The following is a 13663-nucleotide window of genomic DNA, read 5'->3' on the forward strand; positions in this document are numbered from 1 at the left end:
TTGCGGTTTGAGGATTCTGGGATTGGGCTTGACCATTCCATTCATGGGGTCAATTCTTTCGTTCTGATCTATTACTCGGTTATTTGGAAAGATGTTTTCAGGGATTAAGGGTTTATCCCAGGTTGGAAGGCGCGCACAATTCAGTCCATCGGGAACAGCAAACGAACCACGACGGAGTGCCGCCGGATTCGGTCCCTCTTTACGACGAATTGGAGGTCTCACCATGAAAACCCTAGCAACCACCCTTTTCCTATCCCTGGCCCTGGCCGGTTTCGGCGCACAAGCCGCCGGCGTCGAGCAAGCAAAGAGCAGCGCCCAAGTGGCGACGGAACTGCAAGCAGCGAAGGCAAGCGGCCAGTACACGTTCGGCGAGCTGGACTATCCGCCCGCCCTGCCCCAGAAGACCAGCCTGAGCTCGCAGGAAGTGCAAGCCGAGCTGCAGCAAGCCAAGGTCAGCGGTCAATACACGTTCGGCGAATTGCAGTACCCGCCGGTCGTCGCAGCGTCGAGCAGCGCAAAGTCGCGTGCCGACGTTCAGCAGGAACTGGCGCAAGCGAAGGCCAGCGGTCAATACACGTTCGGCGAGCTCGAGTACCCGCCGATCAGCCGGTGAGCTGCTTGCTGTAGCCCGGCCGGCCTCGGGTGGCATCATGGCCTGAGGCCGGTATTTTCGGTGTACAGCGGCGGTTGAAGTAGCAGTAGCAGTAGTCGTTGAAGTCAGCAGTTGAAGTTGAAGTCAGCAGTTGAAGTTGAGGTCAGCAGTTGAAGTGCAGTCAGCAGTTGAAGTTGCAGTTCGCAGTTGAAGTTGAAGTTGCAGTTCGCAGTTGAAGTTGAAGTTGCAGTTCGCAGTTGAAGTTGCAGTGGTAGCAGCGAAGAGGCCGTGGCGATTGTCGCGGTCTCTTTTTTTCGTCGGGATTTTGCTGGGCTGCCGTTGGGGTTCTTTAGCGCCTGGCGCGGCCACGGCACTCGGCGCGCGGGGCCACGATTGCGGTCCGGAGCCTTCGCTCCGGACTTCCCCTGCCTCATCCTCGTCACCGCCTTTGGCGGTTCCTTCGGATTCCGTTGGGCTTATCGACGCCCCGCGCGCCGAGTGCCGCGGCCACACCAGGCTCGCCGTGTCGAACGGCCTCGGACGCTGGGACGGGCGGATTTCTTGGCGTTTTTGCGACGAGCTTTCGCCTGTGGAGGATCTTGCGGGGCCCGCGTTGCGTCGGCCGCGCGGGCGGCCTTGCAACGCTTACGCGATGCGTTGCGTCAACGGGGGTGCGCTGCGCGCTGATGGGGAGCCCTGGGCAAAAGTGTGCGTTGCCCGCTGGCGGAGAGCCCTGGGCAGAAGTGTGCGTTGCGAGTTGGTGGAGAGCCCTGGGCAGAAGTGTGCGTTGCGCGTTGGTGGAGAGCTTATGGCAACGCTGCGTTGCGCCCCTAGTGGAGCGCTCGGTATAGGACCTGCATACAGGCTTGTGCATTGCATGCTGGCAAAGGCTTCCTGGACTGCGTATTCCCGCATATGCGTAATTTTTAGAAGCCCTTCGATATCTCGCCAATTTGGAAGGTGGTTTCATGCCGTTCGGGTTCATGCCGGGATTTGGCGTGCTGCATCTGGCCATCGAGATCATCAGATGGACCACGACGATGGGCCGCCGGACTCGGTTTCACTTAAAGCAATCTGGAGGTCTCACTCATGAAAATCCTGGCCACGACGCTATTTGTTTCCCTGGCCCTGGCAGGCGCCGGCGCTCACGCAGCTGGCGTTGAACAATCCAAGTCCCGTTCCCAGGTGGCGGCCGAATTGCAGGAAGCCAAGGTCAGCGGCCAATACACGTTTGGCGAGCAGGACTATCCGGCGGCACAGCCCCGCACCTCCAACCTGACCGAGCAGGACGTGCGCGTCCAGCTTGAGCGCGCCAAGGCCAACGGCGAGTACACGTTCGGCGAACTCGACTACCCGCCGAGCACCCGCTAAGGGGCTCGCGGTTCTGCGTGATCCCGCAGCACTGTCCCTGACGCGCCAAGCATTGTTGGCGACCAAACGAAAAAAAGCCGCGACTCTCGTCGCGGCTTTTTGCGCTGAGCGGCAGCGCGATCAGCTGAAGACTGATCAGCTGAAGAATTCCTTGACGCGGTCCGTCCAGGACTTGCTTTGCGGCGAGTGGCGATCGCCACCGTCGTTCAGCGAAGCCTCGAATTGGCGCAGGATGTTCTTTTGGTCGTCGCTCAGGCGCACGGGCGTTTCCACCACGACGTGGCAGTACAGGTCGCCCGGGTAGCTGCCGCGCACGCCGCGAATGCCCTTGCCGCGCAGGCGGAAGGTTTTGCCGGATTGCGTGCCTTCGGGGATGGAGATCTCGGCCTTGCCGCCCAGCGTGGGGACCTGGAGTTCGCCGCCCAGTGCCGCCGTGGTGAACGGGATGGTCAGTTCGCAGTGCAGGTCGTCGCCGTCGCGCTGGAAGATCTTGTGCTGCTTGATGTGGATTTCCACATACAGGTCGCCCGGAGGACCGCCGTTGATGCCGGGTTCGCCATTGCCGCTGGAGCGGATGCGCATGCCGTCGTCGATGCCGGCCGGAATCTTGACCTGGAGGGTCTTGTTGCGGCGAATGCGGCCGACGCCGTCGCAGGCCTGGCAGGGGTCGGTGATTTCCTTGCCGTTGCCGTGGCAGGTGGGGCAGGTCTGCTGGACGCTGAAGAAGCCCTGCTGCATACGCACGGCGCCCGAGCCGCCGCAGGTGCGGCAGGTCTTGGGCGAGGTGCCGGGCTTGGCGCCGGAGCCGTGGCAGGTGTCGCAGTTTTCCCAGCTGGGGACGCGGATTTCGGTGTCGAAACCGGCTGCCGCTTGTTCCAGGGTGATTTCCAGCGCGTACTTGAGGTCGGCGCCGCGGTAGACCTGGGGTCCGCCGCCGCGACGGCCGCCGCCGGCGCCGCCGAAGATCTCGCCGAAGATGTCGCCGAACGCGTCGGCGAAACCGCCGCCCATGCCCGCGCCACCCATGCCGGCGGCGTTGGGGTCGACGCCTGCATGACCGTAGCGGTCGTATGCGGCGCGTTTTTGGTCATCGCCCAGGACCTCGTAGGCTTCCTTGGCTTCCTTGAACTTCTCTTCGGCTTCTTTGCTGTCCGGATTACGATCCGGATGGTATTTCATGGCCAGCTTTCGATAGGCCTTCTTGAGATCGTCGTCCGAGGCGTTTTTTGCCACGCCCAGGATTTCGTAATAGTCGCGTTTTGCCATGATCCGTGGGCTCGAAACCGAGCCTTCTTTTCAGTGCTACAGAATGAGTACGCCCGGTAGGCGGATTTCTCCAGCTACCGGGCGGCAGAGGCAGGTCAGTGCCCGGCCATTATTGGTCGCGCTTGACTTCCTTGAAGTCGGCGTCGACGACGTTGTCGTCCACCGGCTTCGCGTTGTCGGCCGCTTGCTGCTGGCCGGCGGCTTGCTGCGCCTGCATGTCGGCGTACATCTTTTCGCCCAGCTTCTGCGAAGCCGTGGACAGGGCTTCGACCTTGGCGTCGATCGCGGCCTTGTCGCCTTCCTTCAGCGTTTCTTCCAGGTCCTTGATGGCGGCCTCGATGCTTTCCTTCTCGGCAGCTTCGAGCTTGTCGCCGTACTCGGTCAACGACTTGCGGGTGGCATGCACCAGCGCGTCGGCCTGGTTACGCGACTGAGCCAGTTCGGCGACGCGGTGATCTTCCTCGGCGTTGGCCTCGGCATCCTTGACCATGCGCTGGATCTCGTCTTCCGACAGACCCGAGTTGGCCTTGATGGTGATCTTGTTTTCCTTGCCGGTGCCCTTGTCCTTGGCGGACACGTGCAGGATGCCGTTGGCGTCGATGTCGAACGTGACTTCGATCTGCGGCATGCCGCGCGGCGACGGCGGGATCCCTTCAAGGTTGAATTCGCCCAGGGCCTTGTTGCCCGCAGCGATTTCGCGCTCGCCCTGGAAGACCTTGATCGTCACGGCCGGCTGGTTGTCGTCGGCCGTCGAGAACGTCTGCGAGAACCGGGTCGGGATCGTGGTGTTCTTCTGGATCATCTTGGTCATGACGCCACCCAGGGTTTCGATACCCAGGGACAGCGGCGTGACGTCCAGCAGCAGCACGTCCTTGCGGTCGCCCGACAGCACGGAGCCCTGGATGGCGGCGCCAGCGGCGACGGCTTCATCGGGGTTCACGTCCTTGCGCGGATCCTTGCCGAAGAATTCCTTCACCTTTTCCTGGACCTTGGGCATGCGGGTCATGCCGCCGACCAGGATCACGTCGTCGATGTCGGAAACCTTGACGCCGGCGTCCTTGATGGCGACGCGGCAGGGCTCGATCGTGCGTTCGATCAGTTCTTCAACCAGCGCTTCCAGCTTGGCGCGCGTGATCTTCAGGTTCAGGTGCTTGGGACCGGAAGCATCGGCCGTGATGTACGGCAGGTTGATTTCGGTCTGCTGCGCGGACGACAGTTCGATCTTGGCCTTTTCAGCGGCTTCCTTCAGGCGTTGCAGCGCCAGCACGTCCTTGGACAGGTCAACGCCTTGTTCCTTCTTGAACTCGGCAATGATGTAGTCGATGATGCGCTGGTCGAAGTCTTCGCCGCCCAGGAAGGTGTCGCCGTTGGTCGACAGCACTTCGAACTGCTTTTCGCCGTCCACATCGGCGATTTCGATGATGGACACGTCGAACGTGCCGCCGCCCAGGTCATAGACGGCGATCTTGCGGTCGCCCTTTTCGGTCTTGTCCAGGCCGAACGCCAGCGCCGCGGCGGTGGGTTCGTTGATGATGCGCTTGACTTCCAGGCCCGCGATGCGGCCGGCGTCCTTGGTGGCCTGGCGCTGGCTGTCGTTGAAGTACGCGGGCACGGTGATGACGGCCTCGGTCACTTCTTCGCCCAGGTAGTCCTCGGCGGTCTTCTTCATCTTGCGCAGCACGTCGGCCGACACTTGGGGAGGCGCCATCTTCTTGCCGCGCACTTCAACCCAGGCGTCGCCGTTGTCGGCTTTGACGATGGCGTAGGGCATCAGATTGATGTCCTTTTGCACGGCTTTTTCTTCGAACTTGCGACCGATCAGGCGCTTCACTGCGTACAGCGTGTTGCGCGGGTTGGTCACGGCCTGACGCTTGGCAGGCGCGCCGACCAGGGTCTCGCCGTCATCCATGTAGGCAACGATGGAGGGAGTGGTGCGAGCACCTTCCGCGTTTTCGATGATCTTGACCTGCCCGCCGTCCATGACAGCCACGCAGCTGTTGGTCGTTCCCAGGTCAATGCCAATAATCTTGCTCATGGTGGGTTACCTTGATTATTAAATCTATGAAAATTTGGGGAAAACTGCTTGTCTCCCCGTAACTGGGGCTGCCCGTGGGGTTTTTCAAGACGCCGGGCTGGAAATTTCCGGGCCCGGGTCCTGCAGGCGCTGGATTGCCGCCGTGAACTGGGGCAATCCGGGCCAGCCGGTGATGCGCCCAAGGCGCTTGCCGGCCCGGTACAGCACAAAAGTGGGGACGCCATGCAACGAAAACCGGCGGCCCAGCGGTTCATCCGCGTAGACATCGGCTTCGAACCACGTAAGGCCAAGCCCCAGCAGCGTTTCCTGGTGCAGCAGCGCCGCCTGCTTGAACAGGTTGCAGTTGTAGCAATCCTGGCCCCACAGGAAGACACAGCGCAGGTCGGCGCCAGGCGCTTGCACCACGTCCGCGTCGAATCCCGCAGTATCGACATGGCGCATGCCGAACACCTGGAATACCTGGGCCGGGTCGAAGCGCGGGTCGGTCATGGCGGATACGCGGTTCAGCCCTGGCCAGCCGAGACGACCACGAGCGCAGGGCGCAGGGTGCGGTCGGCGATCACATAGCCCTTCTGCAGCAGTTGCACCACCGTGTTGGCGGGCTGTTCATGCGGAATGGACGAAATGGCCTGGTGCTGGTGCGGATCGAACTTGTCGCCCTGCGCCGGTGCGATTTCCTTGAGCAGGTTGCGCTCGAATGCGGCGGCCAACTGCTTTAGGGTGACTTCGACGCCTTCGCGCAGCGTTTCGACCGTCTGATCAGGTTGGGCCAGGGCAGCTTCCAGGCTGTCCTTGACCGGAACCAGGCTTTCGGCGAACGATTCGATGCCGAACTTGCGCGCCTTGGACACTTCTTCCTGGGCGCGGCGGCGCACGTTCTCGGCTTCAGCTTGCACACGCAGAAGCTGGTCGTGCTGCTCGTTGACGGTAGCCTGGGCGGCGTCCAGCTGGGCGCGCAACTCGTTCAGCTCGGCCTGCGCGGCGTCCTGGGCGGCGGGTGCCGCATCGGCGTTCTGGCCGACTTCGGGCGCCTGGTCAGCAGGCTCGTGGGGTGCCGTCATGGGGAATCCTCCAAAAAGAATGGCTTTCGGAGACATGAATGGGGGCCAATACCCCTAATTCAAGCCCGGGTAAGCGAAATATTCCCCAGGACCCGGCGCCGCGGCCGGGCGCCTGGCCGCGGTTTCCTACTTTTTGCTTGGCTGCGCGGGAGCGACGGGGTCGCTGGCGGGGAAGCTTTCCTTCAGTGCGCGGTCCACCCGCTTGTCGTCCGCGTCCGGATCCGAAGGGATCGCGACGGGGTCGCTGGCCGGGAAGGTGTCGGCCAGGGCCTCGTCCAGGTCGTGTTCGACGCGGTCTTCGTCGACGGGAGTGCTGACTTTGCCCTTCTTGACCGGTTCGCCAGTCTTGGGATCATGGTGCATGCGCCTTCTCCTTCAAGTCCGTGGTGTCTGGAATCCACCCCTGCAAGTATCGTTCCACCAGCCCTGACAACCCCGCGATCCAGGCCGGATCGTCGTTGATGGCGGGAATGTAACGGAACTGCTTGCCACCGGCCTCGAGAAAGGCGTCGCGGCATTCCAGGCTGATTTCTTCCAGGGTTTCGAGACAGTCTGCCACAAATCCCGGGCACACCACATCGACCTCGGTGACGCCCGATGCGGCTAGTGCCTTGAGGGTCGGTTCGGTGTAGGGCTCCAGCCAGCGGGCGGTGCCGAACCGGCTCTGGAAGGTCACTTCGATCTGGTCGCGGGGCAGCGAAAGTCGCTGGGCCAGGAGCCGGGCCGTTTCCATGCAGTCGCGGTAATACGGGTCGCCCAGTTCGATGGAGTAGCGCGGCAGGCCATGAAAGCTCATGACCAGCTTCTGCGGCTTGCCGTGTTCGCTCCAGTACCGCTCGATGCGCGCGGCGAGCGGGTCCAGGTAGGCGGGGTCGTCGTGAAACCGCTTGATGAAGCGCATTTCCGGCTGATCGCGCAGCTTGCCCATGTAGCGGGTAACCGCGTCGACGACGGTGGCGGTGGTGCTGGCGGCGTACTGCGGATACAGCGGCACGGTCAGGATGCGCTCGCAGCCCTGCTTGCGCAGGTTGGAGATGGCATGCGGGATGGAGGGATTGCCATAGCGCATGCCCAGCTCGACTGCGGCATCCACCCCGGCCGCCTGCAGGGCGGCGCGCACGCCGTCGGTCTGCCGCTGGCTGTAGACCATCAGGGGCGAGCCTTCCTTCATCCAGATTCCGCCATAGCGGGGCTCGAGCCGCTTGGGGCGGCGCACGAGCACGATGCCGTGCAGGATGGGCTTCCAGAGGTAGCGCGGGATCTCGATGACGCGGGGGTCGGACAGGAATTCGCCCAGGTACTTGCGGATGTCCTTGGCCGTCGGCGTGTCGGGCGTCCCCAGATTCACCAGCAGCACGCCGACCTTGCCGGGCACGCGCGGCGGCGGATCTTCGTTGAAGGGGTCTTCTTGCTCGGGTTCAGGAAGGTAGCGCTCAGGCCAGAGATACTTGAACAGGCGAAGAAACACAAAAACTCCCCTTCCTCCGCAAGGAGGATGTAGCTTTGAATGGAACTACTGGTTGTGGCTGAGGGCGTTGGACAGCAGGCGCGCCGTGATGTCCACGATGGGTATGACGCGCTCGTAGGCCATGCGGGTCGGACCGATGACGCCCAGCGTGCCCACCACCTTGCCATCCACGCCGTACGGCGCGGTGATGACGGAAACGTCTTCCAGGGGCACCAGTTGCGAATCGCCACCGATGTAGATCTGCACGCCCTGCGCCCGGCTGGAGACATCCAGCAACTGCAGCAGGTCGGTCTTTTTCTCGAACAACGAAAACATCTTGCGCAGCCGGTCCATGTCGGACGCGATGTCGGTCACGTCCAGCAGCTTGCGCTCGCCGGAAATGACCACGGCGTCGCCGTCCTCGGCGGCTTCGGCACTGGCCTCGACGGCGGCCTGCATGAGGCGCGAGATGTCTTCGCGCAACTGGGCCAGCTCGGTCGAGAGCGTCTGGCGCACGGCATTGAACGATTTGCCGGCGAAGTGCATGTTGAAGAAGTTGCCGGCCTCCAGCAGTTCGGATTCGGCGTAATCCCGCTGGACGAAGAGAATGCGGTTCTGGACGTCGCCATCGGGCGTCACGATGATCAACAGGACGCGCTTGTCGGACAGGCGGATGAATTCGATCTGGCGGAACACCTGGGCCCGCTTGGGCGTGAGCACCACGCCCGCGAATTGCGTCAGATTCGACAGCAACGCGGCGGCCGCGTTGACGGCGCGGGTGGGTTCGGCGGCAGAGAGCATTTCGCCCATGTTGTGCGGCTGAAGCTGGTACGACTGTACCGACAGCAGCGAATCGACGAACATGCGGTATCCGCGCGGCGTGGGTACACGGCCGGCGGAAGTATGCGGACTATGGATCAACCCCAGCTCTTCCAGGTCCGCCATGACGTTGCGGATGGTGGCTGGGGACAAGTCGAAGACTTTAGATAGCGTCCGCGAGCCGACTGGCTGCCCATCGGCGATGTAGCGTTCTATCAACGCTTTCAGTAATGCGCGTGCGCGGTCATCCATAGCGGCTATTTTAGGGAATCTTTTTCGGTTGGGGCGATTTTTGTCCCGCAACCCGATATACGGCCCCATATAATCGGCTAATTGGCCCATTCTGGGTACATTCAGCTTTACGGTTTTGCCCTTTTTCATTTGTACGCAGCCATGCACTTTCCCACCGTCGCCCTGATCGGCAGATACCAGGACACCGGCCTGGACACACCGCTGAGAGCCCTTGCGCACGCGCTGACGCAAGCGGGCCGGCACGTGTTGATCGACGCGGACACGGCGCGCAATACCGGGCTGACCGAATATCCCATCGCCACGCTCGAGGAAATCGGCAAGACCGCCTCGCTGGCCGTGGTCATGGGCGGCGACGGCACCGTGCTGGGCGCCAGCCGCCATCTCGCGCCTTATGGCATGCCGCTGGTCGGCATCAACCACGGGCGCCTGGGCTTCATCACCGACATCGCCTTGCAGGACGCGCACGCAGCGCTTGCCCGGGTGCTCGAGGGCAGCTTCCAGATCGAAGACCGCATGCTGCTCGAAGGCAGCGTGTGGCGCGGCGATCAAAAGATGTACTCCGCCTCGGCGCTGAACGACGTGGTCCTGAACCGTGCGGGACGCGGCGGCATGATCGAGGTCCGGGTCGAACTGGACGGCGCCTTCATGTACACCCAACGTGCCGACGGCCTGATCATCGCCACGCCCACCGGGTCCACCGCCTATGCGCTGTCGGCCAACGGTCCCATTCTGCATCCGGGCATGAACGCCATGGTGCTGGTGCCGGTGGCGCCGCAAACGCTGTCGAACCGCCCCATCGTCATCCCGGACACCGGTGTGCTCAACATGACGCTCACTGCCATGGGCCGCGTCGAAGTCGGCGCCAGTGTGCATTTCGACATGCAGACCTGGTCCGACCTGCAACCGGGCGACCGCATCGTCGTGCAGCGTGCGCCCTACACCATCCGATTCGTGCATCCCGAAGGCTATAGCTTCTTCTCCACCCTGCGCCGCAAGCTGCACTGGAACCTGATGCCCGAAGCCTCCGACAACGTAGAGTAGTTAGCGCCCCCACATGCTGCGCACCCTGCACATCCGCGACTTCGTCATCGTCGAACAGACCGAAATCCATTTCGGTCCCGGCTTCACCGTCTTTTCCGGCGAAACCGGCGCCGGCAAATCCATCCTGGTCGATGCGCTGGCCCTGACCCTTGGCGAGCGCGGCGACGCCAGCATGCTGCGCGAAGGCGCGACCCGCGCCGACATCACCGCCGTCTTCGACACCCCCAAGGCCCTGCATGCGTGGCTGGCCGAACGCGAGATCGACGCCGACGACGAACTCTCGCTGCGGCGTGTCATCGATGCGCAAGGCCGCAGCCGCGCTTATATCAACGGCACACCGGCCACCGTGGCGCAGCTGCGCGAACTCGGCGACAGCCTGGTCGACATCCACGGCCAGCACGCGCACCAAAGTCTGATGCGGCCCGATGCCCAGCGCGACCTGCTGGACGCGCACGGCGGCCATGGCGATCTGCGTCAGGCGGTCGGCCAGGCATGGAAGCAATGGCGCGCGCTGGCGCGCCAATTGGAATCCGCTGAAAAAGACGCGGAAAGCCTCGCGACGGAACGCGAAAGCCTGCAATGGCGGGTCAATGAACTCGACCAGCTCAACCTCGGGCCGGACGAATGGGAAGCCCTGCAATCCGAGCACACGCGCCTGTCGCATTCGCAATCGCTGCTGGACGGGGCTTCGCAGATCCTTGAAACGCTGGACGGCGAAGGCGACTCCGCGCATCACCGGGTGACGGCTGCAAACCAGCGCCTGCAGCAGATGCTGCGGCACGATCCGGGCCTGAAGGGAGTCCATGACGAACTGGAATCGGCCCGCATCGCCATCAGCGAAGCCGTGTCCGACCTGAACAACTATGTCAGCCGGGTCGAACTTGATCCGAAGCGGCTTGCGGACGTGGAAGCGCGTCTTGGGCTGGTGTTCGAGACCGCCCGCAAGTTCCGCACCGAACCCGACGCGTTGTGCGAATTGCGGGAATCCCTGCATGCAGAGCTGGCGGCCCTGCAGGCCGCCGGCGACATCGACGCGCTGCGCGCCCAGGCGGCCGCGGCGCAGGCGCAATACGACGCGGCCGCCGCCAAGCTGTCGACCGCGCGCCGCAAGGTTGCCAAGGATCTGGGCAAGCAGGTCACCCAGGCCATGCAGACGCTCGCAATGCAGGGCGGCCGCTTCGAACCGGCGCTTGCACCGTCCGCACCCTCCGCGCACGGCAGCGAACAGGTGGAATTCCTGGTGGCCGGCCACGCCGGCACCACCCCGCGGCCGCTGGCCAAGGTCGCGTCGGGCGGCGAACTGTCCCGCATCTCGCTTGCGCTATCGGTTATCGCCAGCCGCGCGGCGCGCGTCCCCACGCTGATCTTCGACGAAGTCGACAGCGGCGTGGGCGGCGCTGTCGCCGAATCCGTCGGCAAGCTGCTGCGCGAGCTGGGTGAACGCCATCAGGTGCTGTGCGTCACCCACCTGCCCCAGGTTGCTGCCTGCGCCAACAACCAGTTCCTGGTCAGCAAGGCCGAATCGCGCGGCACCACGCGCTCCAGCATCGAACCGCTGGACGCCCCGGCCCGCGTCGAGGAAATCGCGCGCATGCTGGGCGGCATGAAGCTCACCGCCACCACCCGGGAACACGCGCGCGAAATGCTGGAAGGCTTCGGGCAGACCGCGCCCTGAGTCTGACCCCGCGTGGGGGCATCCCTCGACCGACGCGCACGCAATGGCCAAATGCAAAAAGCCCCTTCACATCGAAGGGGCTTTGTTTTTCGCCTAAGCAGCCGGACGGACCGGCCGCTAGCCTGCCGACCTGCGCTTACCGGCCCTTGAGGCAGCTACCGCAGATGCCGTACAGCACCATCGCATGGCTTTCCAGTGCGAAGGCGTTGTCCTTGGCGATCTTCTGCTGGCGCTTTTCGATCTCGGGATCCGAGAACTCGACAACCTTGCCGCAATTGGTGCAGATCAAGTGGTCGTGGTGGTCGCCGTCGTTCAATTCGAAAACGGCCTTGCCGCTGTCGAATTGGCTGCGCGCCAGGATGCCGGCCTGCTCGAACTGGGTCAGCACGCGATAGACGGTCGCCAGGCCGATTTCGACGTTTTCGCCGATGAGGGCGCGGTAGACGTCTTCGGCGCTCAGGTGCCGTTCACCCGATTTGCGGAAAATATCAAGAATCTTCAGGCGAGGAAAAGTCGCCTTCAAACCCATGTTTTTCAGTTCGCTTTGGTCGCTCATGGTGTAATCGCTCTCCGTCCGCGTTGGCATGGGCAAGGACTGGGGTCACCGCAAGCCGGCTCGCCGAATTCATGCCGCCTCGCGGAACTATCCTGATGAAACCTTTATGATAACGGTTTTGCTTGCTTCCAAATAATAGGGGCGCGTAGTGTCCATGTTTGCACGTATTCCCTCCCGCTCTCTGAAGACCGGTTTGGCCGTCGCCGCCCTGGCCGTCGCCTTGGCGGGCTGCACCTCAAACAAATGGGGCTTCCCTTACAAAGCTCCGGTCCAGCAGGGTAACTGGATCACGCAGGAACAGGTCGCACTGCTCCAGCCCGGCATGACCCGCGAACAAGTCCGCTTCGCGCTCGGCAGCCCCACGCTCACCAGCGTGCTGCACGCCAACCGCTGGGACTACCCGTATTACTTCAAGCCCGGTTACGGCAACTCGCAAGAGCGCAAGTTCACCGTCTGGTTCGAAAACGACCGCCTCGTGCGCTGGGAAGGCGACAAGCAGCCTGATCTGCAGCCCTACCAGATCAACACGCCGGATGCCGTTGCCGACGAAAAGGCCGACAAGCGTCTGAATCGGGACGAAGAGCGTATCAAGCAAGAGCAGGACGAACAGAAGCGCGACGCCGATGCGCCCGTCAGCCCGCTCAACCAATACCCAGGCCAGCCGGGCAACGCGCCCGAGCCGCTGCTTTAAACCGAAGGACTTTTTTATGCGTATTGCTATCGCCGGCGCCAACGGCCGCATGGGCCAGATGCTGATCGAGGCCATCCTGAAGGCCGACGGCCTGGAGCTGGCTGTTGCGCTGGACGTTCCGGGCTCTGCTTCGCTGGGCCGCGATGCCGGCGCCCAGCTGGGCAAGCAGACGGGCGTGGCCATCACGGATGATCTGGACGCCCTTGCCGGCGCCGATTGCCTGATCGACTTCACCCGCCCGGAAGGCACCCTCAAGCACCTGGAAGCCTGCGTCAAGCACGGCGTGAAGGCCGTCATCGGCACCACCGGTTTTGACGACAATGGCCGCGCCGCAATCGAAGTCGCTGCGCAAAAGACCGCCATCGTGTTCGCCCCCAACATGAGCGTGGGCGTCAACGCCACGCTCAAGCTGCTGGACATGGCGGCCCGCATCCTGAACGCCGGCTATGACGTCGAAGTGTTTGAAGCGCACCACCGCAACAAGATCGACGCGCCTTCGGGCACGGCGCTGAAGATGGGCGAAACGATTGCGTCCGCCTGGGACGTGGCCCTGCCCGACGTCGCCACCTGGAGCCGCCACGGCGACACCGGCGTGCGCAAACCCGGCACCATCGGCTTTTCGGTGCTGCGCGGCGGCGACATCGTTGGCGATCACACCGTGTCGTTCTGCGGCATCGGCGAGCGCATCGAAATCACGCACCGCTCGTCCAGCCGGACCACCTACGCGGAAGGCGCGCTGCGCGCGGCGCGCTTCCTCGACGGCAAGAGCAACGGTCTGTACGACATGCAGTCGGTGCTGGGCCTCTGATCCGGTTCACGGCGCCAAAAATAAAGGACCCCTCGGGGTCCTTTTTTCA

At 63.3% G+C, this 13663-nt stretch carries 14 protein-coding genes; 6 read left to right on the plus strand and 8 right to left on the minus strand.

All coding sequences use genetic code 11. The features are described from left to right. The first annotated feature begins 223 nt into the window (after nucleotides 1-223). Both KW836_RS23230 and KW836_RS23235 read left to right on the plus strand, forming a co-directional pair. Nucleotides 224-613 carry a DUF4148 domain-containing protein gene (locus KW836_RS23230; protein ID WP_175137208.1) on the plus strand — a complete coding sequence of 130 codons (390 nt, stop codon included), beginning with the start codon at nucleotides 224-226 and terminating at the stop codon, nucleotides 611-613. A 1068-nt stretch (nucleotides 614-1681) separates the two neighbouring features. Then, nucleotides 1682-1963 (plus strand): DUF4148 domain-containing protein, encoded by a 282-nt coding sequence (locus KW836_RS23235; RefSeq protein WP_218344903.1) that lies wholly within the window; start codon nucleotides 1682-1684, stop codon nucleotides 1961-1963. Nucleotides 1964-2098: 135 nt separating this feature from the next. On the opposite strand, the gene dnaJ is transcribed toward KW836_RS23235, so the two are convergent. The 7 genes from dnaJ to hrcA all read right to left on the minus strand — a co-directional run bounded on the left by dnaJ (nucleotide 2099) and on the right by hrcA (nucleotide 8843). Then, nucleotides 2099-3229: a molecular chaperone DnaJ gene (gene dnaJ, locus KW836_RS23240; protein ID WP_175123159.1), complete on the minus strand. Its 1131-nt coding sequence runs from the start codon at nucleotides 3227-3229 to the stop codon at nucleotides 2099-2101. Nucleotides 3230-3338: 109 nt separating this feature from the next. Next, the gene (gene dnaK, locus KW836_RS23245) at nucleotides 3339-5264 is read right to left on the minus strand and encodes a molecular chaperone DnaK (RefSeq protein WP_175123160.1); all 1926 of its coding nucleotides are present in this window, start codon (nucleotides 5262-5264) and stop codon (nucleotides 3339-3341) included. A gap of 84 nt (nucleotides 5265-5348) precedes the next feature. Beyond that, nucleotides 5349-5753: a thioredoxin family protein gene (locus KW836_RS23250; RefSeq protein WP_218344904.1), complete on the minus strand. Its 405-nt coding sequence runs from the start codon at nucleotides 5751-5753 to the stop codon at nucleotides 5349-5351. A gap of 14 nt (nucleotides 5754-5767) precedes the next feature. Beyond that, nucleotides 5768-6325: a nucleotide exchange factor GrpE gene (gene grpE / locus KW836_RS23255; RefSeq protein WP_175123162.1), complete on the minus strand. Its 558-nt coding sequence runs from the start codon at nucleotides 6323-6325 to the stop codon at nucleotides 5768-5770. Nucleotides 6326-6451: 126 nt separating this feature from the next. Then, nucleotides 6452-6688, minus strand: a complete 237-nt coding sequence (locus KW836_RS23260; protein ID WP_218344905.1) for a hypothetical protein — start codon at nucleotides 6686-6688, stop codon at nucleotides 6452-6454. Then, entirely contained in the window at nucleotides 6678-7793 is a 1116-nt protein-coding gene (gene hemH, locus KW836_RS23265) for a ferrochelatase (RefSeq protein ID WP_175123164.1), read from the minus strand. The genes KW836_RS23260 and hemH overlap by 11 nt, the downstream gene beginning before the upstream one ends. A gap of 45 nt (nucleotides 7794-7838) precedes the next feature. Next, a complete protein-coding gene (gene hrcA / locus KW836_RS23270; RefSeq protein WP_062840377.1) occupies nucleotides 7839-8843 on the minus strand; it encodes a heat-inducible transcriptional repressor HrcA in 1005 nt (334 codons plus the stop codon). 141 nt (nucleotides 8844-8984) lie between these two features. On the opposite strand from hrcA, the gene KW836_RS23275 reads away from it, so the two are divergent. Together KW836_RS23275 and recN are read left to right on the plus strand one after the other, a co-directional pair. Then, nucleotides 8985-9884: an NAD kinase gene (locus KW836_RS23275; protein ID WP_105237577.1), complete on the plus strand. Its 900-nt coding sequence runs from the start codon at nucleotides 8985-8987 to the stop codon at nucleotides 9882-9884. 13 nt (nucleotides 9885-9897) lie between these two features. Beyond that, on the plus strand, nucleotides 9898-11559 hold the full coding sequence (gene recN / locus KW836_RS23280) for a DNA repair protein RecN (RefSeq protein WP_218344906.1): 1662 nt from the start codon (nucleotides 9898-9900) through the stop codon (nucleotides 11557-11559). A gap of 136 nt (nucleotides 11560-11695) precedes the next feature. On the opposite strand, the gene fur is transcribed toward recN, so the two are convergent. Next, entirely contained in the window at nucleotides 11696-12115 is a 420-nt protein-coding gene (gene fur / locus KW836_RS23285; protein WP_056321269.1) for a ferric iron uptake transcriptional regulator, read from the minus strand. Nucleotides 12116-12269: 154 nt separating this feature from the next. On the opposite strand from fur, the gene KW836_RS23290 reads away from it, so the two are divergent. Next, nucleotides 12270-12806 (plus strand): outer membrane protein assembly factor BamE, encoded by a 537-nt coding sequence (locus tag KW836_RS23290; protein ID WP_175137203.1) that lies wholly within the window; start codon nucleotides 12270-12272, stop codon nucleotides 12804-12806. A 16-nt stretch (nucleotides 12807-12822) separates the two neighbouring features. Then, complete coding sequence (dapB, locus tag KW836_RS23295) at nucleotides 12823-13614, plus strand: 4-hydroxy-tetrahydrodipicolinate reductase (RefSeq protein ID WP_218344907.1); 792 nt, start codon at nucleotides 12823-12825, stop codon at nucleotides 13612-13614. Nucleotides 13615-13663: the final 49 nt, after the last annotated feature.

This window comes from Achromobacter sp. ACM05, assembly GCF_019218915.1.
In the GTDB taxonomy this organism is placed as follows: domain Bacteria; phylum Pseudomonadota; class Gammaproteobacteria; order Burkholderiales; family Burkholderiaceae_B; genus Achromobacter; species Achromobacter animicus.

Coding starts and splice junctions, on each gene's coding strand:
- KW836_RS23230 (WP_175137208.1), top strand. CDS start 224: ATGAAAACCCTAGCAACCACCCTTTTCCTATCCCTGGCCCTGGCCGGT.
- grpE (WP_175123162.1), bottom strand. CDS start 6,325: ATGACGGCACCCCACGAGCCTGCTGACCAGGCGCCCGAAGTCGGCCAG.
- recN (WP_218344906.1), top strand. CDS start 9,898: ATGCTGCGCACCCTGCACATCCGCGACTTCGTCATCGTCGAACAGACC.
- KW836_RS23250 (WP_218344904.1), bottom strand. CDS start 5,753: ATGACCGACCCGCGCTTCGACCCGGCCCAGGTATTCCAGGTGTTCGGC.
- fur (WP_056321269.1), bottom strand. CDS start 12,115: ATGAGCGACCAAAGCGAACTGAAAAACATGGGTTTGAAGGCGACTTTT.
- dapB (WP_218344907.1), top strand. CDS start 12,823: ATGCGTATTGCTATCGCCGGCGCCAACGGCCGCATGGGCCAGATGCTG.
- KW836_RS23290 (WP_175137203.1), top strand. CDS start 12,270: ATGTTTGCACGTATTCCCTCCCGCTCTCTGAAGACCGGTTTGGCCGTC.
- dnaJ (WP_175123159.1), bottom strand. CDS start 3,229: ATGGCAAAACGCGACTATTACGAAATCCTGGGCGTGGCAAAAAACGCC.
- dnaK (WP_175123160.1), bottom strand. CDS start 5,264: ATGAGCAAGATTATTGGCATTGACCTGGGAACGACCAACAGCTGCGTG.
- hrcA (WP_062840377.1), bottom strand. CDS start 8,843: ATGGATGACCGCGCACGCGCATTACTGAAAGCGTTGATAGAACGCTAC.
- KW836_RS23260 (WP_218344905.1), bottom strand. CDS start 6,688: ATGCACCATGATCCCAAGACTGGCGAACCGGTCAAGAAGGGCAAAGTC.
- KW836_RS23275 (WP_105237577.1), top strand. CDS start 8,985: ATGCACTTTCCCACCGTCGCCCTGATCGGCAGATACCAGGACACCGGC.
- KW836_RS23235 (WP_218344903.1), top strand. CDS start 1,682: ATGAAAATCCTGGCCACGACGCTATTTGTTTCCCTGGCCCTGGCAGGC.